Annotated in this window: 4 protein-coding genes; all 4 read left to right on the forward strand. The window is 46.0% G+C overall.

Features of this window, described 5'->3' with window-relative positions:
* Positions 1 to 14 precede the first annotated feature (14 nt).
* On the forward strand, positions 15 to 1,352 hold the full coding sequence (locus ACUN3A_RS11415; RefSeq protein ID WP_445551414.1) for a cytochrome P450: 1,338 nt from the start codon (positions 15 to 17) through the stop codon (positions 1,350 to 1,352).
* Positions 1,352 to 2,275 carry a tRNA epoxyqueuosine(34) reductase QueG gene (gene queG, locus ACUN3A_RS11420; RefSeq protein ID WP_445551415.1) on the forward strand — a complete coding sequence of 308 codons (924 nt, stop codon included), beginning with the start codon at positions 1,352 to 1,354 and terminating at the stop codon, positions 2,273 to 2,275. Before ACUN3A_RS11415 ends, queG begins: the two co-directional genes overlap by 1 nt.
* Before the next feature lie 626 nt (positions 2,276 to 2,901).
* Positions 2,902 to 3,225, forward strand: coding sequence for a hypothetical protein (locus ACUN3A_RS11425; protein WP_445551416.1), 324 nt, complete (start codon positions 2,902 to 2,904; stop codon positions 3,223 to 3,225).
* Positions 3,226 to 3,233: 8 nt separating this feature from the next.
* Complete coding sequence (locus ACUN3A_RS11430) at positions 3,234 to 24,665, forward strand: Ig-like domain-containing protein (protein ID WP_445551417.1); 21,432 nt, start codon at positions 3,234 to 3,236, stop codon at positions 24,663 to 24,665.
* The last annotated feature ends 9 nt before the right edge of the window (positions 24,666 to 24,674 follow it).

The following is a 24,674-nucleotide window of genomic DNA, read 5'->3' on the forward strand; positions in this document are numbered from 1 at the left end:
TAGTATCATTTAAAATGAAGAAATATAATTATCCTGAAAAGCTTTCCATAGTTAATTTCTTTTTAGATATTGAGGGTATTCGTAAAAATCCGATTCCTTTTCATAAAAAGTATTTTGAAAAATTAGGAGATACTTTTTCTGTTAAAATTGGTAGAACAAAACATTTGATTCTGTCAAGAGATAATGAAGTTGCTCAGTATATATTACAAAAAAATCATAAAAACTATTATAAGTCAAATCTTCAAACGGTATATCTGTCAAAGTATTTGGGTAAAGGATTATTGACATCGGATGGTGATTTTTGGCTAAAACAAAGAAGACTAATCCAACCCGCATTTCATAAGCAAAAGATGAATGAATTAGTTGTCAATATGGAACAGATTATTGTTTCTGAATTGAACAATTTAGCAGAAGAAGAGACAGTGGATCTTTTTCCAGTGATGAGTCAATTAGCATTTAATGTTGTTGCTAAATCATTATTTCATCTTTCTATCGCTGAAGAAAAGTTACATAGAATGAAATTTATTATTGAGGAAGTGCAAAATTTCTTAATCAAAGAAATTAGACTTCCTCATAAAAGTTGGTGGTTTTTTTTGAGTGGACAAGTAAAAAAACATTTTCAATTATCCTTAGAGAATAATAATATAATTCAAGGAATTATTGATAGAAGGGTTATTTCTAAGGAAAAATCTAATGATCTGCTTCAATTTCTGATGGATACCCGTTATGAAGATACAGGAGAGGGAATGTCAGTAACACAACTAATAGATGAAATTAAGATTTTGTTTATAGCTGGTCACGAAACAACTGCAAATGCATTGACTTTTACTCTTTATCTTTTAGCAAAACATCCTGATATTCAACAAAAAGTATGGCAAGAGATTAGTGAAATTGAATCACAAACCAATGATACTGTGGAGCAACTTCAAAAAATGACATATATCAATGCTGTTTTGAATGAATCAATGCGCTTATACCCTCCTGCTTGGATTATAGATAGGCAAAATGTTGTCGATGATACTATCGCTTCTTATCATGTAAAAAAGCAAACGCTTATTGGTGTTTCATTTTACGAATTGCATCGCAATCCTAAATATTGGAAAGATCCAGAAAAATTTAACCCAGAAAGATTTTTAGGAGAACAAAAAAAATATTCTATGCAGTATTTTTACCCTTTTGGCGGTGGTCCTAGGATGTGTATTGGTACTGGTTTTGCTATTTATGAAATGTGTTTAACGGTTTTTAAGATAGTAAAAAAATACAAAATAAAACCAGTAAGTGGAGAGGCTCTGTTTAATCCGCTGGTTACTTTAAAGCCTGTGGGAGTTGAAGTTTTATTTACTAAAAGATAATGATTAATTCTAAAATAAGATATTCAGAATTTATTAAATCCGAAGCGAAACGTCTCGGGTTTTTATCTTGCGGTATATCTAAAGCCGGGTTTTTAGAAGCTGAAGCACCCCGATTAGAAAATTGGTTAAAAAAACAAATGAATGGTCAAATGTCCTATATGGAAAATAATTTTGACAAACGTTTGGATCCAACTTTACTGGTTGAGGATGCTAAAAGTGTAGTTTCACTTTTGTTGAATTATTACCCTTCTGAATTTCAAAATCAAGATTCTTATAAAATTTCTAAATATGCTTACGGTCAAGATTATCATTATGTTATTAAAGAAAAATTGAAAGAATTATTGTTTTCTATTCAATCCAATATCGGAGATGTTTCTGGTCGCGCTTTTGTCGATTCTGCACCCGTTTTGGATAAAGCTTGGGCGGCTAAAAGTGGCCTAGGTTGGATTGGAAAAAACAGTAATTTAATTACTCAAAAAGTAGGCTCTTTTTATTTTATAGCTGAATTGATTATCGATTTGGATTTGGATTATGATCACGCTACAACCGATCATTGTGGTTCTTGCACAGCTTGTTTAGATGCTTGTCCTACCCAGGCTATTGTTGCTCCTTATGTAGTTGATGGTAGTAAATGTATTTCTTATTTTACTATCGAACTTAAAGATAATATTCCAACAGAAATGAAAGGCAAATTTAACGATTGGGCTTTTGGTTGCGATGTTTGTCAGGATGTTTGTCCGTGGAATCGTTTTTCACAACCACATAATGAACCATTGCTAAATGCTAATTCTGAATTGCTTTCTATGTCCAAAAAAGATTGGTTGGAAATTACTGAAGAAACTTTTAAAAAAGTGTTTAAGGACTCACCACTTAAGCGTTCTAAATTTGATGGTATAAAACGGAATGTTAATTTTTTGAAGTGATAACAGTATTATTTATTTTGTCAATTTATCTTACATTATGTTGCTGCTGTTTAGTGCTTTAATGTGCTTCATATAAATAATAGTGTTAATAAGCGGTAAAATATGCTTTTAATCGATAAACATGGTGGATTTGTTTAGTTTTGAGTAGTTTCGCAATTCCAAACTACTGAAATTTAATCCTATATAAAAGGTCTAAGAGGCTGTATTTTAATTATAGTAAGTAATTTATTTACTTTATGATTTTAAAATTCTGGTGCAACTCTTTTGTAGAGTATTCTTTTTTCCTTTTTTAAAGAATCTTTATTTGTTATTGATTCTTGTTTTAGATATTTAGTTTTTGGTTTTTCTAACCAAATCGAAGTTGTCTATGCAAAATTTTACTTTCAAAGGGCTTAAATGCTTTCTTCTAACTTCTTGTATTGTATTTTCTGTAAAAATGAAATCCTTGTTTAGCATTGATAAATTATGCTTTGTTCATACTAAGGGAATATTGTTTTTAAAATGGAATCCTTTTATTTCGATGCGCTTGTTAATCTTTCTTGCTTTTTTTGGTGAGAAGGATACGATTTTATTTTCTCTATAAAATCTTAGTTAGATGTTTCGATAATATCCATTTTATATTTTTTATGAAAAATATTTTACTGCTGAAAAACACTTCATTTCTTTTTTTTAACACTATTCTGAGAAAAGGATTTTTTATAGTCTTAATTTTTGTTCTTTTTGAAACAAAAGCCAATACATCTATACGTTTTAATGAGATTTTTATTTTAGCAAATCCAACTGAAACAGAAAATGTAAAAGTTATTGAAGACAACTATTACACAACGAACCAAATTACATTGCCGTTGTTTAACCTAACACAAATTATTGATTTTGCCAGTAGCCATTTAAACAATAGTGAGATGACTATGTTATTGACGTTTTCAATTTATAAAATAGCTTTAAATTAAATAATAGTATGATTATTCAAAATTCAAAAATTATTTCAGAAAAGTTAAAATCTTTATTAACGTCAAAAAGAATAGTGTTAGGTTTACTATTGTTTTTGGTTGTTTCTGCACATGCTCAAATTGTTGGAGGTACAAATCCTGCAGATGATTATGATGGCGATGGTGTTATTAATTCCGTCGATTCAGATGATGATAATGATGGAGTTAATGATATAGCTGAATGCGCTGTAGCATATGCTTTTAATGATTTCTCAGCTCTAAAACCAGCAGTAATTGACGCTACAACTGGTTTAGTTGTTGGAGATAGACTAATAAAGGTTAATGCGCTTACCTATCTAGGCGTTCAATATGATGCTATTCTTGAAATAAAAACGAAGTCTGTAGGAACAGGAACCGTAAATATAAGCATCGCTGGAGATTTAGTAATCAGAGATATTGTTCCTAATACTAATCCTTATGTTACTTATACAATTCAGTTTGTGCCAACAGGTACAGTTACCACGTCAACTGGAGCTATAACACCATCGACAATCAATAATTTAATGATTGCATTAGCTGATATTGATGGGAATGGAGGAGGGAATCTATATGGTGATGTAGCGGGTTATGCAAATTCAAATAGTACAACGAGTATTGTTGTTGGGGCAAACTTATCTAATAATGGATTTACGTTAGGTTCATCTGGTATAAATGGACCTGGTGCAGCTGTATTTAATTATTATAGAGCTGCAGTTTTGACCACTAATACTAGCACTGTTCCAAATACAACTCTTGTAGGAGATCCTTTGTATAAAATTTCACTTTATCATAATTCCTATACAACAGGTACTTTTGCTTACGGTGTCACAGGTGGAGATACCGATACAATAGGAGAAAGAGCACAACAAATGTTTGTACAATCTTCGGATGCATGTGATACGGATAGTGATGGAATTCCAAATCAATTCGATTTAGACTCTGATAATGATGGTTGTTCAGATGCGAATGAATATTATAATTTAAAAACAGCAGATGGAAGTGACGGTGGAGTGTATGGAACAGGAACTCCAGCTGTAAATGCAGGAAATGGTAGGGTAACGGCTGCATCTTATACAGGCGATTATACAAATGCAATTGCAGTGGGTCCTGTTATAAGTTCTACAACACCTGCGGATCAATCTGTATTAACTGGAGGAACTGCTACATTTACAACTACTGTTGTACCAGCTAGTGTACAACACCAATGGCAGGTAAGTACTAACAATGGGAGTACTTGGATTAATATTACAGATACAGGTAAGTATTCAGGAACTAATACTCTAACTCTAACTATTGCAAATGTAACACTAGCAATGAGCGGTTACGATTATAGAGATTTAATTACAGTAAGTACATATGTTTGTGGTCCTGTTATTTCTAGAGCTGCTAATTTATGTGTATTAACTGTACCAACTTTGGCCTCGCCGAGTCCGATTTGTTCAGGAAGTAATGCTGTTTTCACTATTACGGGTACACCAGGCGATATAGTGACTTATACGGGAGCAACTTCAGGTTCAGCAACTATAGGTTCAGGAGGTACGGTAACTGTAACTACACTAGGGGTCTCACCTACTACCACATTGAATTTAACTAATGTAAGTAATGGAGGATGTAGTCGTGCAATAGCAGTTACAACAACTATAACAGTAAACAATAGTGGTACTCCACCAAACAATACTACTTCAACAGCTACTATCTGTGAGAGTAGTACAAAAACTTTATTAGCAACTCCAGCAAGTGGAACCTGGAGTGTGCAAGCAGGTGGAGGAACGATAGCTAGTACAATCTACACTCCTGCCAATATAACATCTGATACAGCGGTAACAATACGATATACTATTGCTGCTACTGGTGGTTGTGCTGCTAGAAGTTCAGATGTAACATTTACTGTGAGAAGTAATCCTAATGCCGGAACTAACGGAACTTTGACTATCTGCTCTGGAAGCACTGTAACAGCTGGCCAATTATTCGCCCAATTAGGGGGAACACCAGCAGGCGGAGGAACCTGGTCTCCAGCACTCGCTGGTGCCGGAACGTATACTTATACTGTGGCTGCAACGGCTCCATGTACTACTGCTGCTACGGCAACTGTAGTGGTGAGCGCACAGGCACAGCCTAATGCCGGAACTAACGGAACTTTGACTATCTGCTCTGGAAGCACTGTAACAGCTGGCCAATTATTCGCCCAATTAGGGGGAACACCAGCAGGCGGAGGAACCTGGTCTCCAGCACTCGCTGGTGCCGGAACGTATACTTATACTGTGGCTGCAACGGCTCCATGTACTACTGCTGCTACTGCAACTGTAGTGGTGAGCGCACAGGCACAGCCTAATGCCGGAACTAACGGAACTTTGACTATCTGCTCTGGAAGCACTGTAACAGCTGGCCAATTATTCGCCCAATTAGGGGGAACACCAGCAGGCGGAGGAACCTGGTCTCCAGCAGTCGCTGGTGCCGGAACGTATACTTATACTGTGGCTGCAACGGCTCCATGTACTACTGCTGCTACTGCAACTGTAGTGGTGAGCGCACAGGCACAGCCTAATGCCGGAACTAACGGAACTTTGACTATCTGCTCTGGAAGCACTGTAACAGCTGGCCAATTATTCGCCCAATTAGGGGGAACACCAGCAGGCGGAGGAACCTGGTCTCCAGCACTCGCTGGTGCCGGAACGTATACTTATACTGTGGCTGCAACGGCTCCATGTACTACTGCTGCTACGGCAACTGTAGTGGTGAGCGCACAGGCACAGCCTAATGCCGGAACTAACGGAACACTGACTATCTGCTCTGGAAGCACTGTAACAGCTGGCCAATTATTCGCCCAATTAGGGGGAACACCAGCAGGCGGAGGAACCTGGTCTCCAGCACTCGCCGGTGCCGGAACGTATACTTATACTGTGGCTGCAACGGCTCCATGTACTACTGCTGCTACGGCAACTGTAGTGGTGAGCGCACAGGCACAGCCTAATGCCGGAACTAACGGAACTTTGACTATCTGCTCTGGAAGCACTGTAACAGCTGGCCAATTATTCGCCCAATTAGGGGGAACACCAGCAGGCGGAGGAACCTGGTCTCCAGCACTCGCTGGTGCCGGAACGTATACTTATACTGTGGCTGCAACGGCTCCATGTACTACTGCTGCTACGGCAACTGTAGTGGTGAGCGCACAGGCACAGCCTAATGCCGGAACTAACGGAACTTTGACTATCTGCTCTGGAAGCACTGTAACAGCTGGCCAATTATTCGCCCAATTAGGGGGAACACCAGCAGGCGGAGGAACCTGGTCTCCAGCACTCGCTGGTGCCGGAACGTATACTTATACTGTGGCTGCAACGGCTCCATGTACTACTGCTGCTACGGCAACTGTAGTGGTGAGCGCACAGGCACAGCCTAATGCCGGAACTAACGGAACTTTGACTATCTGCTCTGGAAGCACTGTAACAGCTGGCCAATTATTCGCCCAATTAGGGGGAACACCAGCAGGCGGAGGAACCTGGTCTCCAGCACTCGCTGGTGCCGGAACGTATACTTATACTGTGGCTGCAACGGCTCCATGTACTACTGCTGCTACGGCAACTGTAGTGGTGAGCGCACAGGCACAGCCTAATGCCGGAACTAACGGAACTTTGACTATCTGCTCTGGAAGCACTGTAACAGCTGGCCAATTATTCGCCCAATTAGGGGGAACACCAGCAGGCGGAGGAACCTGGTCTCCAGCACTCGCTGGTGCCGGAACGTATACTTATACTGTGGCTGCAACGGCTCCATGTACTACTGCTGCTACGGCAACTGTAGTGGTGAGCGCACAGGCACAGCCTAATGCCGGAACTAACGGAACTTTGACTATCTGCTCTGGAAGCACTGTAACAGCTGGCCAATTATTCGCCCAATTAGGGGGAACACCAGCAGGCGGAGGAACCTGGTCTCCAGTACTCGCTGGTGCTGGAACGTATACTTATACTGTGGCTGCAACGGCTCCATGTACTACTGCTGCTACGGCAACTGTAGTGGTGAGCGCACAGGCACAGCCTAATGCCGGAACTAACGGAACTTTGACTATCTGCTCTGGAAGCACTGTAACAGCTGGCCAATTATTCGCCCAATTAGGGGGAACACCAGCAGGCGGAGGAACCTGGTCTCCAGCACTCGCTGGTGCCGGAACGTATACTTATACTGTGGCTGCAACGGCTCCATGTACTACTGCTGCTACGGCAACTGTAGTGGTGAGCGCACAGGCACAGCCTAATGCCGGAACTAACGGAACTTTGACTATCTGCTCTGGAAGCACTGTAACAGCTGGCCAATTATTCGCCCAATTAGGGGGAACACCAGCAGGCGGAGGAACCTGGTCTCCAGCACTCGCTGGTGCCGGAACGTATACTTATACTGTGGCTGCAACGGCTCCATGTACTACTGCTGCTACGGCAACTGTAGTGGTGAGCGCACAGGCACAGCCTAATGCCGGAACTAACGGAACTTTGACTATCTGCTCTGGAAGCACTGTAACAGCTGGCCAATTATTCGCCCAATTAGGGGGAACACCAGCAGGCGGAGGAACCTGGTCTCCAGCACTCGCTGGTGCCGGAACGTATACTTATACTGTGGCTGCAACGGCTCCATGTACTACTGCTGCTACGGCAACTGTAGTGGTGAGCGCACAGGCACAGCCTAATGCCGGAACTAACGGAACTTTGACTATCTGCTCTGGAAGCACTGTAACAGCTGGCCAATTATTCGCCCAATTAGGGGGAACACCAGCAGGCGGAGGAACCTGGTCTCCAGCACTCGCTGGTGCCGGAACGTATACTTATACTGTGGCTGCAACGGCTCCATGTACTACTGCTGCTACGGCAACTGTAGTGGTGAGCGCACAGGCACAGCCTAATGCCGGAACTAACGGAACTTTGACTATCTGCTCTGGAAGCACTGTAACAGCTGGCCAATTATTCGCCCAATTAGGGGGAACACCAGCAGGCGGAGGAACCTGGTCTCCAGCACTCGCTGGTGCCGGAACGTATACTTATACTGTGGCTGCAACGGCTCCATGTACTACTGCTGCTACGGCAACTGTAGTGGTGAGCGCACAGGCACAGCCTAATGCCGGAACTAACGGAACTTTGACTATCTGCTCTGGAAGCACTGTAACAGCTGGCCAATTATTCGCCCAATTAGGGGGAACACCAGCAGGCGGAGGAACCTGGTCTCCAGCACTCGCTGGTGCCGGAACGTATACTTATACTGTGGCTGCAACGGCTCCATGTACTACTGCTGCTACGGCAACTGTAGTGGTGAGCGCACAGGCACAGCCTAATGCCGGAACTAACGGAACTTTGACTATCTGCTCTGGAAGCACTGTAACAGCTGGCCAATTATTCGCCCAATTAGGGGGAACACCAGCAGGCGGAGGAACCTGGTCTCCAGCACTCGCTGGTGCCGGAACGTATACTTATACTGTGGCTGCAACGGCTCCATGTACTACTGCTGCTACGGCAACTGTAGTGGTGAGCGCACAGGCACAGCCTAATGCCGGAACTAACGGAACTTTGACTATCTGCTCTGGAAGCACTGTAACAGCTGGCCAATTATTCGCCCAATTAGGGGGAACACCAGCAGGCGGAGGAACCTGGTCTCCAGCACTCGCCGGTGCTGGAACGTATACTTATACTGTGGCTGCAACGGCTCCATGTACTACTGCTGCTACGGCAACTGTAGTGGTGAGCGCACAGGCACAGCCTAATGCCGGAACTAACGGAACTTTGACTATCTGCTCTGGAAGCACTGTAACAGCTGGCCAATTATTCGCCCAATTAGGGGGAACACCAGCAGGCGGAGGAACCTGGTCTCCAGCACTCGCTGGTGCCGGAACGTATACTTATACTGTGGCTGCAACGGCTCCATGTACTACTGCTGCTACGGCAACTGTAGTGGTGAGCGCACAGGCACAGCCTAATGCCGGAACTAACGGAACTTTGACTATCTGCTCTGGAAGCACTGTAACAGCTGGCCAATTATTCGCCCAATTAGGGGGAACACCAGCAGGCGGAGGAACCTGGTCTCCAGCACTCGCTGGTGCCGGAACGTATACTTATACTGTGGCTGCAACGGCTCCATGTACTACTGCTGCTACGGCAACTGTAGTGGTGAGCGCACAGGCACAGCCTAATGCCGGAACTAACGGAACACTGACTATCTGCTCTGGAAGCACTGTAACAGCTGGCCAATTATTCGCCCAATTAGGGGGAACACCAGCAGGCGGAGGAACCTGGTCTCCAGCACTCGCTGGTGCCGGAACGTATACTTATACTGTGGCTGCAACGGCTCCATGTACTACTGCTGCTACGGCAACTGTAGTGGTGAGCGCACAGGCACAGCCTAATGCCGGAACTAACGGAACACTGACTATCTGCTCTGGAAGCACTGTAACAGCTGGCCAATTATTCGCCCAATTAGGGGGAACACCAGCAGGCGGAGGAACCTGGTCTCCAGTACTCGCTGGTGCCGGAACGTATACTTATACTGTGGCTGCAACGGCTCCATGTACTACTGCTGCTACGGCAACTGTAGTGGTGAGCGCACAGGCACAGCCTAATGCCGGAACTAACGGAACTTTGACTATCTGCTCTGGAAGCACTGTAACAGCTGGCCAATTATTCGCCCAATTAGGGGGAACACCAGCAGGCGGAGGAACCTGGTCTCCAGCACTCGCTGGTGCCGGAACGTATACTTATACTGTGGCTGCAACGGCTCCATGTACTACTGCTGCTACGGCAACTGTAGTGGTGAGCGCACAGGCACAGCCTAATGCCGGAACTAACGGAACTTTGACTATCTGCTCTGGAAGCACTGTAACAGCTGGCCAATTATTCGCCCAATTAGGGGGAACACCAGCAGGCGGAGGAACCTGGTCTCCAGCACTCGCTGGTGCCGGAACGTATACTTATACTGTGGCTGCAACGGCTCCATGTACTACTGCTGCTACGGCAACTGTAGTGGTGAGCGCACAGGCACAGCCTAATGCCGGAACTAACGGAACTTTGACTATCTGCTCTGGAAGCACTGTAACAGCTGGCCAATTATTCGCCCAATTAGGGGGAACACCAGCAGGCGGAGGAACCTGGTCTCCAGCACTCGCTGGTGCCGGAACGTATACTTATACTGTGGCTGCAACGGCTCCATGTACTACTGCTGCTACGGCAACTGTAGTGGTGAGCGCACAGGCACAGCCTAATGCCGGAACTAACGGAACTTTGACTATCTGCTCTGGAAGCACTGTAACAGCTGGCCAATTATTCGCCCAATTAGGGGGAACACCAGCAGGCGGAGGAACCTGGTCTCCAGCACTCGCTGGTGCCGGAACGTATACTTATACTGTGGCTGCAACGGCTCCATGTACTACTGCTGCTACGGCAACTGTAGTGGTGAGCGCACAGGCACAGCCTAATGCCGGAACTAACGGAACTTTGACTATCTGCTCTGGAAGCACTGTAACAGCTGGCCAATTATTCGCCCAATTAGGGGGAACACCAGCAGGCGGAGGAACCTGGTCTCCAGCACTCGCTGGTGCCGGAACGTATACTTATACTGTGGCTGCAACGGCTCCATGTACTACTGCTGCTACGGCAACTGTAGTGGTGAGCGCACAGGCACAGCCTAATGCCGGAACTAACGGAACTTTGACTATCTGCTCTGGAAGCACTGTAACAGCTGGCCAATTATTCGCCCAATTAGGGGGAACACCAGCAGGCGGAGGAACCTGGTCTCCAGCACTCGCTGGTGCCGGAACGTATACTTATACTGTGGCTGCAACGGCTCCATGTACTACTGCTGCTACGGCAACTGTAGTGGTGAGCGCACAGGCACAGCCTAATGCCGGAACTAACGGAACTTTGACTATCTGCTCTGGAAGCACTGTAACAGCTGGCCAATTATTCGCCCAATTAGGGGGAACACCAGCAGGCGGAGGAACCTGGTCTCCAGCACTCGCTGGTGCCGGAACGTATACTTATACTGTGGCTGCAACGGCTCCATGTACTACTGCTGCTACGGCAACTGTAGTGGTGAGCGCACAGGCACAGCCTAATGCCGGAACTAACGGAACTTTGACTATCTGCTCTGGAAGCACTGTAACAGCTGGCCAATTATTCGCCCAATTAGGGGGAACACCAGCAGGCGGAGGAACCTGGTCTCCAGCACTCGCCGGTGCTGGAACGTATACTTATACTGTGGCTGCAACGGCTCCATGTACTACTGCTGCTACGGCAACTGTAGTGGTGAGCGCACAGGCACAGCCTAATGCCGGAACTAACGGAACTTTGACTATCTGCTCTGGAAGCACTGTAACAGCTGGCCAATTATTCGCCCAATTAGGGGGAACACCAGCAGGCGGAGGAACCTGGTCTCCAGTACTCGCTGGTGCCGGAACGTATACTTATACTGTGGCTGCAACGGCTCCATGTACTACTGCTGCTACGGCAACTGTAGTGGTGAGCGCACAGGCACAGCCTAATGCCGGAACTAACGGAACTTTGACTATCTGCTCTGGAAGCACTGTAACAGCTGGCCAATTATTCGCCCAATTAGGGGGAACACCAGCAGGCGGAGGAACCTGGTCTCCAGCACTCGCTGGTGCCGGAACGTATACTTATACTGTGGCTGCAACGGCTCCATGTACTACTGCTGCTACGGCAACTGTAGTGGTGAGCGCACAGGCACAGCCTAATGCCGGAACTAACGGAACACTGACTATCTGCTCTGGAAGCACTGTAACAGCTGGCCAATTATTCGCCCAATTAGGGGGAACACCAGCAGGCGGAGGAACCTGGTCTCCAGCACTCGCTGGTGCCGGAACGTATACTTATACTGTGGCTGCAACGGCTCCATGTACTACTGCTGCTACGGCAACTGTAGTGGTGAGCGCACAGGCACAGCCTAATGCCGGAACTAACGGAACTTTGACTATCTGCTCTGGAAGCACTGTAACAGCTGGCCAATTATTCGCCCAATTAGGGGGAACACCAGCAGGCGGAGGAACCTGGTCTCCAGCACTCGCTGGTGCCGGAACGTATACTTATACTGTGGCTGCAACGGCTCCATGTACTACTGCTGCTACGGCAACTGTAGTGGTGAGCGCACAGGCACAGCCTAATGCCGGAACTAACGGAACTTTGACTATCTGCTCTGGAAGCACTGTAACAGCTGGCCAATTATTCGCCCAATTAGGGGGAACACCAGCAGGCGGAGGAACCTGGTCTCCAGCACTCGCCGGTGCTGGAACGTATACTTATACTGTGGCTGCAACGGCTCCATGTACTACTGCTGCTACGGCAACTGTAGTGGTGAGCGCACAGGCACAGCCTAATGCCGGAACTAACGGAACTTTGACTATCTGCTCTGGAAGCACTGTAACAGCTGGCCAATTATTCGCCCAATTAGGGGGAACACCAGCAGGCGGAGGAACCTGGTCTCCAGCACTCGCTGGTGCCGGAACGTATACTTATACTGTGGCTGCAACGGCTCCATGTACTACTGCTGCTACGGCAACTGTAGTGGTGAGCGCACAGGCACAGCCTAATGCCGGAACTAACGGAACTTTGACTATCTGCTCTGGAAGCACTGTAACAGCTGGCCAATTATTCGCCCAATTAGGGGGAACACCAGCAGGCGGAGGAACCTGGTCTCCAGCACTCGCTGGTGCCGGAACGTATACTTATACTGTGGCTGCAACGGCTCCATGTACTACTGCTGCTACGGCAACTGTAGTGGTGAGCGCACAGGCACAGCCTAATGCCGGAACTAACGGAACTTTGACTATCTGCTCTGGAAGCACTGTAACAGCTGGCCAATTATTCGCCCAATTAGGGGGAACACCAGCAGGCGGAGGAACCTGGTCTCCAGCACTCGCTGGTGCCGGAACGTATACTTATACTGTGACTGCAACGGCTCCATGTACTACTGCTGCTACGGCAACTGTAGTGGTGAGCGCACAGGCACAGCCTAATGCCGGAACTAACGGAACACTGACTATCTGCTCTGGAAGCACTGTAACAGCTGGCCAATTATTCGCCCAATTAGGGGGAACACCAGCAGGCGGAGGAACATGGTCTCCAGTACTCGCTGGTGCCGGAACGTATACTTATACTGTGGCTGCAACGGCTCCATGTACTACTGCTGCTACGGCAACTGTAGTGGTGAGCGCACAGGCACAGCCTAATGCCGGAACTAACGGAACTTTGACTATCTGCTCTGGAAGCACTGTAACAGCTGGCCAATTATTCGCCCAATTAGGGGGAACACCAGCAGGCGGAGGAACCTGGTCTCCAGCACTCGCCGGTGCTGGAACGTATACTTATACTGTGGCTGCAACGGCTCCATGTACTACTGCTGCTACGGCAACTGTAGTGGTGAGCGCACAGGCACAGCCTAATGCCGGAACTAACGGAACTTTGACTATCTGCTCTGGAAGCACTGTAACAGCTGGCCAATTATTCGCCCAATTAGGGGGAACACCAGCAGGCGGAGGAACATGGTCTCCAGTACTCGCTGGTGCCGGAACGTATACTTATACTGTGGCTGCAACGGCTCCATGTACTACTGCTGCTACGGCAACTGTAGTGGTGAGCGCACAGGCACAGCCTAATGCCGGAACTAACGGAACACTGACTATCTGCTCTGGAAGCACTGTAACAGCTGGCCAATTATTCGCCCAATTAGGGGGAACACCAGCAGGCGGAGGAACATGGTCTCCAGTACTCGCCGGTGCTGGAACGTATACTTATACTGTGGCTGCAACGGCTCCATGTACTACTGCTGCTACGGCAACTGTAGTGGTGAGCGCACAGGCACAGCCTAATGCCGGAACTAACGGAACTTTGACTATCTGCTCTGGAAGCACTGTAACAGCTGGCCAATTATTCGCCCAATTAGGGGGAACACCAGCAGGCGGAGGAACCTGGTCTCCAGCACTCGCTGGTGCCGGAACGTATACTTATACTGTGGCTGCAACGGCTCCATGTACTACTGCTGCTACTGCAACTGTAGTGGTGAGCGCACAGGCACAGCCTAATGCCGGAACTAACGGAACACTGACTATCTGCTCTGGAAGCACTATAACAGCTGGCCAATTATTCGCCCAATTAGGGGGAACACCAGCAGGCGGAGGAACCTGGTCTCCAGCACTCGCTGGTGCCGGAACGTATACTTATACTGTGGCTGCAACGGCTCCATGTACTACTGCTGCTACGGCAACTGTAGTGGTGAGCGCACAGGCACAGCCTAATGCCGGAACTAACGGAACTTTGACTATCTGCTCTGGAAGCACTGTAACAGCTGGCCAATTATTCGCCCAATTAGGGGGAACACCAGCAGGCGGAGGAACCTGGTCTCCAGCACTCGCTGGTGCCGGAACGTATACTTATACTGTGGCTGCAACGGCTCCATGTACTACTGCTGCTACGGCAACTGTAGTGGTGAGCGCACAGGCACAGCCTAATGCCGGAACTAACGGAACTTTGACTATCTGCTCTGGAAGCACTGTAACAGCTGGCCAATTATTCGCCCAATTAGGGGGAACACCAGCAGGCGGAGGAACCTGGTCTCCAGCACTCGCTGGTGCCGGAACGTATACTTATACTGTGGCTGCAACGGCTCCATGTACTACTGCTGCTACGGCAACTGTAGTGGTGAGCGCACAGGCACAGCCTAATGCCGGAACTAACGGAACTTTGACTATCTGCTCTGGAAGCACTGTAACAGCTGGCCAATTATTCGCCCAATTAGGGGGAACACCAGCAGGCGGAGGAACCTGGTCTCCAGCACTCGCTGGTGCCGGAACGTATACTTATACTGTGGCTGCAACGGCTCCATGTACTACTGCTGCTACGGCAACTGTAGTGGTGAGCGCACAGGCACAGCCTAATGCCGGAACTAACGGAACTTTGACTATCTGCTCTGGAAGCACTGTAACAGCTGGCCAATTATTCGCCCAATTAGGGGGAACACCAGCAGGCGGAGGAACCTGGTCTCCAGCACTCGCTGGTGCCGGAACGTATACTTATACTGTGGCTGCAACGGCTCCATGTACTACTGCTGCTACGGCAACTGTAGTGGTGAGCGCACAGGCACAGCCTAATGCCGGAACTAACGGAACACTGACTATCTGCTCTGGAAGCACTGTAACAGCTGGCCAATTATTCGCCCAATTAGGGGGAACACCAGCAGGCGGAGGAACCTGGTCTCCAGCACTCGCCGGTGCCGGAACGTATACTTATACTGTGGCTGCAACGGCTCCATGTACTACTGCTGCTACGGCAACTGTAGTGGTGAGCGCACAGGCACAGCCTAATGCCGGAACTAACGGAACTTTGACTATCTGCTCTGGAAGCACTGTAACAGCTGGCCAATTATTCGCCCAATTAGGGGGAACACCAGCAGGCGGAGGAACCTGGTCTCCAGCACTCGCTGGTGCCGGAACGTATACTTATACTGTGGCTGCAACGGCTCCATGTACTACTGCTGCTACGGCAACTGTAGTGGTGAGCGCACAGGCACAGCCTAATGCCGGAACTAACGGAACTTTGACTATCTGCTCTGGAAGCACTGTAACAGCTGGCCAATTATTCGCCCAATTAGGGGGAACACCAGCAGGCGGAGGAACCTGGTCTCCAGCACTCGCTGGTGCCGGAACGTATACTTATACTGTGGCTGCAACGGCTCCATGTACTACTGCTGCTACGGCAACTGTAGTGGTGAGCGCACAGGCACAGCCTAATGCCGGAACTAACGGAACTTTGACTATCTGCTCTGGAAGCACTGTAACAGCTGGCCAATTATTCGCCCAATTAGGGGGAACACCAGCAGGCGGAGGAACCTGGTCTCCAGCACTCGCTGGTGCCGGAACGTATACTTATACTGTGGCTGCAACGGCTCCATGTACTACTGCTGCTACGGCAACTGTAGTGGTGAGCGCACAGGCACAGCCTAATGCCGGAACTAACGGAACTTTGACTATCTGCTCTGGAAGCACTGTAACAGCTGGCCAATTATTCGCCCAATTAGGGGGAACACCAGCAGGCGGAGGAACCTGGTCTCCAGCACTCGCTGGTGCCGGAACGTATACTTATACTGTGGCTGCAACGGCTCCATGTACTACTGCTGCTACGGCAACTGTAGTGGTGAGCGCACAGGCACAGCCTAATGCCGGAACTAACGGAACTTTGACTATCTGCTCTGGAAGCACTGTAACAGCTGGCCAATTATTCGCCCAATTAGGGGGAACACCAGCAGGCGGAGGAACCTGGTCTCCAGCACTCGCTGGTGCCGGAACGTATACTTATACTGTGGCTGCAACGGCTCCATGTACTACTGCTGCTACGGCAACTGTAGTGGTGAGCGCACAGGCACAGCCTAATGCCGGAACTAACGGAACTTTGACTATCTGCTCTGGAAGCACTGTAACAGCTGGCCAATTATTCGCCCAATTAGGGGGAACACCAGCAGGCGGAGGAACCTGGTCTCCAGCACTCGCCGGTGCCGGAACGTATACTTATACTGTGGCTGCAACGGCTCCATGTACTACTGCTGCTACGGCAACTGTAGTGGTGAGCGCACAGGCACAGCCTAATGCCGGAACTAACGGAACTTTGACTATCTGCTCTGGAAGCACTGTAACAGCTGGCCAATTATTCGCCCAATTAGGGGGAACACCAGCAGGCGGAGGAACCTGGTCTCCAGCACTCGCCGGTGCTGGAACGTATACTTATACTGTGGCTGCAACGGCTCCATGTACTACTGCTGCTACGGCAACTGTAGTGGTGAGCGCACAGGCACAGCCTAATGCCGGAACTAACGGAACTTTGACTATCTGCTCTGGAAGCACTGTAACAGCTGGCCAATTATTCGCCCAATTAGGGGGAACACCAGCAGGCGGAGGAACCTGGTCTCCAGCACTCGCTGGTGCCGGAACGTATACTTATACTGTGGCTGCAACGGCTCCATGTACTACTGCTGCTACGGCAACTGTAGTGGTGAGCGCACAGGCACAGCCTAATGCCGGAACTAACGGAACACTGACTATCTGCTCTGGAAGCACTGTAACAGCTGGCCAATTATTCGCCCAATTAGGGGGAACACCAGCAGGCGGAGGAACCTGGTCTCCAGCACTCGCTGGTGCCGGAACGTATACTTATACTGTGGCTGCAACGGCTCCATGTACTACTGCTGCTACGGCAACTGTAGTGGTAATAGAAACTGTAAAACCAACAGATATAGTCACTACAATTACTATCTGTTCAGGAGATAACTATACTTGGCCAGCTAATGGAATAATTTATTCAACTACTCAAACAGGAACGAGAATCAACAATAATGGTTGTACAGCAGACCAAGTGTTGAATTTGACCATTAGTCCTTTAAATAGTATAGCAATAGGAGAAAATCAAAACATTACTATTAATAATTCTATTTCTGATATCATATTGACTACAACAGGTGCGACTGGTGCAACATTCACTGGATTACCTACAGGTGTAACTGGATCTTGGACAGGAAATGTTGCGACTATAACCGGTACACCAACATTATCAGGAACTTTCAATTATACTGTAACTACAACTGGAGGATGTCCTCCAGCTACAGCTACTGGAACTATCATTGTAAACAACCCGCCAGTAGCTACTAATGATACCAATGCTACTATCGCATCCAGCGCGGGAGCAACGGGAATTAATGCCTTGACTGCTACGGATTCTGATGGAACGATTGCAAGTTATACGGTACTGACTTTACCAGCGAATGGTACTTTAGCTTTGGGCGGAGTAGCAGTAACGGTAAACCAGGTGTTAACTCCAGCAGAAGCAGCCACTTTAACGTACGATCCAATAGGAACATTTACAGGAACTGATAGTTTTACATTCACGGCAACTGATAATAGTGGCGCAGTAGATGCTACACCAGCGACGATCAGTATCCCAGTGGGCAACAATGCGCCAGTAGCAAATAACAATACCAATGCTAGTATCGCTTCCACAGCGGGAGCTACGGCAATCAATGCCTTAACAGCTACTGATTCAGATGGCACCATTGCGAGTTATACGATAGTGACTTTACCAGCTCATGGTATTTTGGCTTTATCAGGAACGCCAGTTACGGTAAATCAAATTTTAACTCCAGCAGAGGCGGCTACTTTAACGTATGATCCAAGCGGTACCTTTACCGGAACTGATAGTTTTACATTCACGGCAACTGATAATAATGGCCTTGTAGATGCAAGTCCAGCGACGATCAGCCTTCCAGTGGGCAACAACGCACCAGTGGCTAATAATGATGCTAATAACACTATTGCTTCCACAGCGGGAGCTACGGCAATCAATGCCTTAACAGCTACTGATTCAGATGGCACCATTGCGAGTTATACGATAGTGACTTTACCAGCTCATGGTATTTTGGCTTTATCAGGAACGCCAGTTACGGTAAATCAAATTTTAACTCCAGCAGAGGCGGCTACATTAACGTACGATCCAAGCGGTACCTTTACCGGAACTGATAGTTTTACATTCACGGCAACTGATAATAATGGACTGGTAGATGCAAGTCCAGCGACGATCAGCCTTCCAGTGGGCAACAACGCACCAGTGGCTAATAATGATGCTAATAACACTATTGCCTCCACAGCGGGAGCTACGGCAATCAATGCCTTAACAGCAATCGACAGTGATGGCACCATTGCGAGTTATACGATAGTGACTTTACCAGCTCATGGTATTTTGGCTTTATCAGGAACGCCAGTTACGGTAAATCAAATTTTAACTCCAGCAGAGGCGGCTACTTTAACGTATGATCCAAGCGGTACCTTTACCGGAACTGATAGTTTTACATTCACGGCAACTGATAATAATGGACTGGTAGATGCAAGTCCAGCAACAATCAATATTCCAGTGGGGAACAACGCTCCAGTGGCTAATAATGATACCAATGCTACTATTGCATCTACTGCAACAGCCACGGCAATCAACGCCTTGACTGCAACGGATTCAGATGGAACGATAGCGAGTTATACCGTAGTGAGTTTACCAGCCAATGGTATTCTAGCTTTAGGGGGAACTCCTGTAACAGTAAACCAAGTATTGACTCCAGCTCAGGCATTAGCCTTGACTTACGATCCAAGCGGATTGTTTACAGGAAACGATAGTTTTACTTTTACAGCAACGGATAATAGCGGTACTTCAGATGCTACTCCAGCGACGATCAATATTCCAGTGGGGAACAACGCTCCAGTGGCTAATAATGATACCAATGCTACTATCGCATCTACAGCAACAGCCACGGCTATCAACGCCTTGACTGCAACAGATTCAGATGGAACGATAGCGAGTTATACCATAGTGAGTTTACCAGCCAATGGAATCTTAGCTTTAGCAGGAACTCCAGTAACGGTAAACCAAGTATTGACTCCAGCTCAGGCATTAGCCTTGACCTACGATCCAAGCGGATTGTTTACAGGAAACGATAGTTTTACTTTTACAGCAACGGATAATAGCGGTACTTCTGATGCTACTCCAGCAACAATCAATATTCCAGTGGGGAACAACGCTCCAGTGGCTAATAATGATACCAATGCTACTATCGCATCCACTGCAACAGCCACGGCTATCAACGCCTTGACTGCAACAGATTCAGATGGAACGATAGCGAGTTATACCATAGTGAGTTTACCAGCCAATGGAATTCTAGCTTTAGCAGGAACTCCAGTAACAGTAAACCAAGTCTTGACTCCAGCTCAGGCATTAGCCTTGACTTACGATCCAAGCGGCTTGTTTACAGGAAACGATAGTTTTACTTTTACAGCAACGGATAATAGCGGTACTTCTGATGCTACTCCAGCGACGATCAATATTCCAGTGGGCAACAACGCTCCAGTGGCTAATAATGATACCAATGCTACTATCGCATCTACAGCAACAGCCACGGCTATCAACGCCTTGACTGCAACAGATTCAGATGGAACGATAGCGAGTTATACCATAGTGAGTTTACCAGCCAATGGAATTCTAGCTTTAGGGGGAACACCAGTAACGGTAAACCAAGTCTTGACTCCAGCTCAGGCATTAGCCTTGACTTACGATCCAAGCGGCTTGTTTACAGGAAACGATAGTTTTACTTTTACAGCAACGGATAATAGCGGTACTTCTGATGCTACTCCAGCGACGATCAATATTCCAGTGGGCAACAACGCTCCAGTGGCTAATAATGATACCAATGCTACTATCGCATCTACAGCAACAGCCACGGCTATCAACGCCTTGACTGCAACAGATTCAGATGGAACGATAGCGAGTTATACCATAGTGAGTTTACCAGCCAATGGAATTCTAGCTTTAGGGGGAACACCAGTAACGGTAAACCAAGTCTTGACTCCAGCTCAGGCATTAGCCTTGACCTACGATCCAAGCGGACTGTTCACAGGAAACGACAGTTTTACCTTCACAGCAACGGATAACAGCGGAACTTCAGATGCTACACCAGCGACTATCACTATTCCAGTGGGCAATAACGCGCCAGTGGCTAATAATGATACCAATGCTACTATTGCATCTACAGCAACAGCAACAGCAATCAACGCCTTGACTGCAACAGATTCTGATGGCACGATAGCGAGTTATACGGTAGTTAGTCTGCCAGCCAATGGAATTCTAGCTTTAGGGGGAACTCCTGTAACAGTAAACCAAGTATTGACTCCAGCTCAGGCATTAGCCTTGACCTACGATCCAAGCGGACTGTTCACAGGAAACGACAGTTTTACCTTCACAGCAACGGATAACAGCGGAACTTCAGATGCTACACCAGCGACTATCACTATTCCAGTGGGCAATAACGCGCCAGTGGCTAATAATGATACCAATGCTACTATTGCATCTACTGCAACAGCAACAGCAATCAACGCTTTGACTGCAACAGATTCTGATGGCACGATAGCGAGTTATACGGTACTTAGTCTGCCAGCCAATGGAATTCTAGCTTTAGGGGGAACTCCTGTAACAGTAAACCAAGTATTGACTCCAGCTCAGGCATTAGCCTTGACCTACGATCCAAGCGGACTGTTCACAGGAAACGACAGTTTTACCTTCACAGCAACGGATAACAGCGGAACTTCAGATGCTACACCAGCGACTATCACTATTCCAGTGGGCAATAACGCGCCAGTGGCTAATAATGATACCAATGCTACTATTGCATCTACAGCAACAGCAACAGCAATCAACGCCTTGACTGCAACGGATTCTGATGGAACAATTGCTTCTTATACGGTACTTAGTCTGCCAGCCAATGGAATTCTAGCTTTAGGGGGAACTCCTGTAACAGTAAACCAAGTATTGACTCCAGCTCAGGCATTAGCCTTGACTTACGATCCAAGCGGACTGTTCACAGGAAACGACAGTTTTACCTTCACAGCAACGGATAACAGCGGAACTTCAGATGCTACACCAGCGACTATCACTATTCCAGTGGGCAATAACGCGCCAGTGGCTAATAATGATACCAATGCTACTATTGCATCTACAGCAACAGCAACAGCAATCAACGCCTTGACTGCAACAGATTCTGATGGAACAATTGCTTCTTATACGGTACTTAGTCTGCCAGCCAATGGTATTCTAGCTTTAGGGGGAACTCCTGTAACGGTAAACCAAGTATTGACTCCAGCTCAGGCATTAGCCTTGACCTACGATCCAAGCGGACTGTTCACAGGAAACGACAGTTTTACCTTCACAGCAACGGATAACAGCGGAACTTCAGATGCTACACCAGCGACTATCACTATTCCAGTGGGCAATAACGCGCCAGTGGCTAATAATGATACCAATGCTACTATAGCTTCAATAGCGGGAGCTACGGCAATCAACGCCTTAACAGCTACTGATTCAGATGGAACCATTGCGAGTTATACAGTATTGACTTTACCAGCTAATGGTATTTTGGCTTTATCAGGAAAGCCAGTTACGGTAAACCAAATCTTAACCCCAGCAGAGGCGGCTACTTTAACGTATGATCCAAGCGGTACCTTTACTGGAACCGATAGTTTTACTTTCACGGCAACTGATAATAATGGCCTTGTAGATTCAAGTCCATCTACAATCAGCCTTCCAGTGGGTAACAACGCTCCAGTGGCTAATAATGATGCTAACAGCACTATCGCCTCAACGGCAACTGCTACGGCAATCAATGCCTTAACAGCTACTGATTCAGATGGAACAATAGTGAGTTATACGGTACTGACTTTACCCGCTCATGGTACTTTGGCTTTATCAGGAACGCCAGTTACGGTAAACCAAATCTTAACTCCAGCAGAGGCAGCTACTTTAACATACGATCCAAGCGGTACTTTCACCGGAACCGATAGTTTTACTTTCACAGCAACTGATAATAGTGGTGCAGTAGATGCTACTCCGGCTACAATCAGTATTCCAGTGGGGATAACACCAATCGAAGCTAATCCGGATACTAAACCAACTCCAATAGTTGGAATTAATCAAGTTATTACTGTTTTAAATGTATTAGATAATGATAAATATAATGGTGGAAATGCAACATTAAGTCAAGTTAGCATAGCACAAACAATTGCTGACCCAACAGGATACATGACATTAAAACCTGATGGAACTATAGAATTAGCGCCAAATACACCAGCAGATACTTATACACTTACTTATAGTTTATGTGAAATTGGTGTAACACCAGCAAATTGTGATATTGCTATTGTTACAGTTGAAGTTGTAAATCCAATAATGAATATTACTGCTCAATCAGTTTGTATTAATGACGTTCCGTATGTTTCTTATACGGCTACTCCAGTAAACTTTACTCCAATAAATGGTTTAACCATTACTTGGACTAATAGTAGTAATAATGTAATAACTACAATGACTAATTTGCCTTTAAGCGGTAATGTGTTATGGCCAGGTGCGACAATAGATACAAACGGTAATGGAACAGATTGGCCAGGATGGGTATTTACAAATAATCAATGGATTCAAACTGCAGATGGTTTTGAAACTCTTGTTCCTAGTGCAACATTGACGTTTGCTCTTAATCCAACGGTAACTGTTGTCGTAAACTATCCACCAGCTAGCCCATTATGTAAATCAAGACCAACTTTTGTAATTGATGCAATAAATGATAGTGTAAATTCTATTGATGGAGTAAACGGAGCAACTAATGTATTAAATGTATTTAAGAATGATCTTTTGAATACTATTGCAATTAATCCGTCTGATGTTACTCTTGCGCTAATAACTCCTGATCCAAAAGGTGCTTTAACTTTAAATGGTAATGGTTCAATTGATGTAAAAGCAGGTACTCCTGCGGGAACTTATCAATTGACGTATCAAATTTGTGAAAATGCAGATAATGGTAATTGTGATACTGCGACTGCAACAGTTGTTGTTAAACCAATACCAGGTATTTCGGCAGTTAATGATATAGCAATTCCAATAAGAAGTAGTAATAAAGTTCAATCTCTTTTGGATGTATTAACGAATGATACTTTTGATGGATTACCAATAAATCCAACTAATGTAGTATTGACTTTTAAACCTAATGTAAACTTCACAATAACTAATGATGGATTATTGAGTGCCATAGCTAATATTCCAGAAGGTAATTATGTTTTGACTTACACAATTTGTGAAAAATCAAATTTGAATAATTGTAGTACAGCTACAATAACCGTATTGGTACAAAGCCGCCCACGTATTGCCATAGTAAAAACAGCTCATTTTAATGATGAAAACGGAGATGGTTATGCGCAGGATGGTGAGACAGTTACATATCGTTTTGAAGTGACTAATACTGGTAATGTGCCTTTAATAAATGTAAATATTGTAGATCCATTACCAGGTGTGGTAATATCTGGAAGTGCATTGACATTGGGAGTTGGGGAAATAGATTCAACTAATTTTGAAGGTAAATATGTTATTAAGAAATCGGATATTACTTCAGGAACTATATCAAATCAAGCTACCGTTTATGGAACAAGTCCAAATGGAGTAATAGTTGAAGACAAATCGGATGCATTCAATGCCATTGATGATAATCCAACAATATTATCTCTTAATGAATGTATAGTAAAAGTATTCAATGCAGTATCGCCAGACGGAAGTGGTCCAAATGGAGTATTCTTTATTCAAGGTATAGAATGTTATCCTGAGAATACCGTAGAGATTTATAACCGTTGGGGTGTATTGATATTTGAAAAGGAGAATTACAATAATAACGACAAGGCATTTAAAGGAATATCTGAAGGACGTGTGACAGTCGATAAATCACAAGAATTACCTGTAGGTACTTATTTTTATATTTTGAAATACAGAAATAGTAACTCTGATAATATCGAGAAATCAGGATACTTGTATTTAAATAGAAGATAGATTTATAGA

This window comes from Flavobacterium sp. WC2509, from assembly GCF_052683105.1.

Coding starts and splice junctions, on each gene's coding strand:
- ACUN3A_RS11415 (WP_445551414.1), top strand. CDS start 15: ATGAAGAAATATAATTATCCTGAAAAGCTTTCCATAGTTAATTTCTTT.
- queG (WP_445551415.1), top strand. CDS start 1,352: ATGATTAATTCTAAAATAAGATATTCAGAATTTATTAAATCCGAAGCG.
- ACUN3A_RS11425 (WP_445551416.1), top strand. CDS start 2,902: ATGAAAAATATTTTACTGCTGAAAAACACTTCATTTCTTTTTTTTAAC.
- ACUN3A_RS11430 (WP_445551417.1), top strand. CDS start 3,234: ATGATTATTCAAAATTCAAAAATTATTTCAGAAAAGTTAAAATCTTTA.